This window comes from Nocardia sp. NPDC019219 (assembly GCF_040632645.1).
GTDB lineage: Bacteria > Actinomycetota > Actinomycetes > Mycobacteriales > Mycobacteriaceae > Nocardia > Nocardia sputorum.
Genome location: NZ_JBEYCG010000040.1, coordinates 1 through 1,613 on the forward strand (window position 1 = coordinate 1; position 1,613 = coordinate 1,613).

The window sequence follows — 1,613 nt, forward strand, 5'->3', positions numbered from 1 at the left end:
GTGCGGGTGATCCCGTCGCGCGGTGCGTGGCTGGAGTTCGACGTGGACAAGCGCGACACCGTGGGTGTGCGCATCGACCGCAAACGCCGCCAGCCCGTGACGGTCCTGCTCAAGGCACTCGGCTGGACGAACGAGCGGATCGCCGAGCGCTTCGGCTTCTCCGAGGTGATGATGACGTCCTTGGCGAAAGACGGCACGTCGGGCACCGATGAAGCCCTGCTCGACATCCATCGCAAGTTGCGTCCGGGCGAGCCGCCGACGAAGGAGTCGGCGCAGACCCTGCTGGAGAATCTGTTCTTCAAGGAGAAGCGCTACGACCTGGCGCGCGTCGGCCGCTACAAGATGAACAAGAAACTCGGCCTGCAGGCCGGCGAAGTGGTCGGCTCACCGGTGCTCACCGAGGAAGACCTCGTCACGATCATCGAGTATCTGCTGCGCCTGCACGCGGGCGACAAGACCATGACCGCGCCCGGTGGCATCGAGGTCCGGGTCGAGGTCGACGACATCGATCATTTCGGTAATCGCAGGCTGCGCACCGTCGGCGAGTTGATCCAGTCCCAGATGCGGCTGGGGCTGTCGCGGATGGAGCGCGTGGTCCGCGAGCGGATGACCACGCAGGACATCGAAGCGATCACGCCGCAGACGCTGATGAACATCCGTCCGGTGGTCGCCGCGATCAAGGAGTTCTTCGGCACCTCCCAGTTGTCGGTGTTCCTGGACGAGCGCAATCCACTCGCGAGCCTCACCCAGAAACGCCGCCTGTCCGCGCTCGGGCCGGGTGGTCTGTCGCGCGAGCGCGCCGGTCTGGAAGTCCGCGACGTGCACTACAGCCATTACGGCCGGATGTGCCCGATCGAGACCCCGGAAGGGCCGAACATCGGCCTCATCGGGTATCTCTCGGTGTACGCGCGGGTCAACCCGTTCGGTTTCATCGAGACCCCGTACCGCAAGGTCGTCGACGGCCGGGTCACCGACGAAGTCGACTACCTGACCGCCGATCAGGAAGACCTGCATGTCGTGGCGCAGGCGAACGAGCCACTCGACGCCGACGGCCGGTTCATCGAATCGCGAGTCGCGGTGCGTCGCCGGAATTCCGAGGTGGAGATCATCGACTCCGCCGAGGTCGACTACATGGACGTCTCGCCGCGCCAGATGGTGTCGGTCGCGACGGCGATGATCCCGTTCCTCGAGCACGACGACGCCAACCGCGCCCTCATGGGCGCGAACATGCAGAAGCAGGCGGTTCCACTGATCCGATCCGAAGCGCCGATCGTCGGCACCGGCATGGAGCTGCGCGCCGCGATCGATGCGGGCGACGTGGTGGTCAGCGAAAAAGCCGGTGTGGTGGAGGAGGTTTCCGCCGACTACGTCACCGTCATGCATGACGATGGCACCCGGCGTAGCTATCGGATGCGCAAATTCGCTCGGTCCAACCAAGGCACCTGCGCCAACCAGCGTCCGATCGTGGACGAAGGCCAGCGGGTCCAGGCCGGGCAAGTCATCGCCGATGGCCCCGGTACCGAGAACGGTGAGATGGCGCTGGGTAAGAACCTGTTGGTGGCGATCATGCCGTGGGAGGGGCACAACTACGAGGACGCGATCATCCTGTCGCA

At 65.3% G+C, this 1,613-nt stretch carries 1 pseudogene; it reads left to right on the forward strand.

The features are described from left to right. A pseudogene (locus ABZ552_RS34030) lies at positions 1 to 1,613 on the forward strand (DNA-directed RNA polymerase subunit beta); the annotation flags it as partial.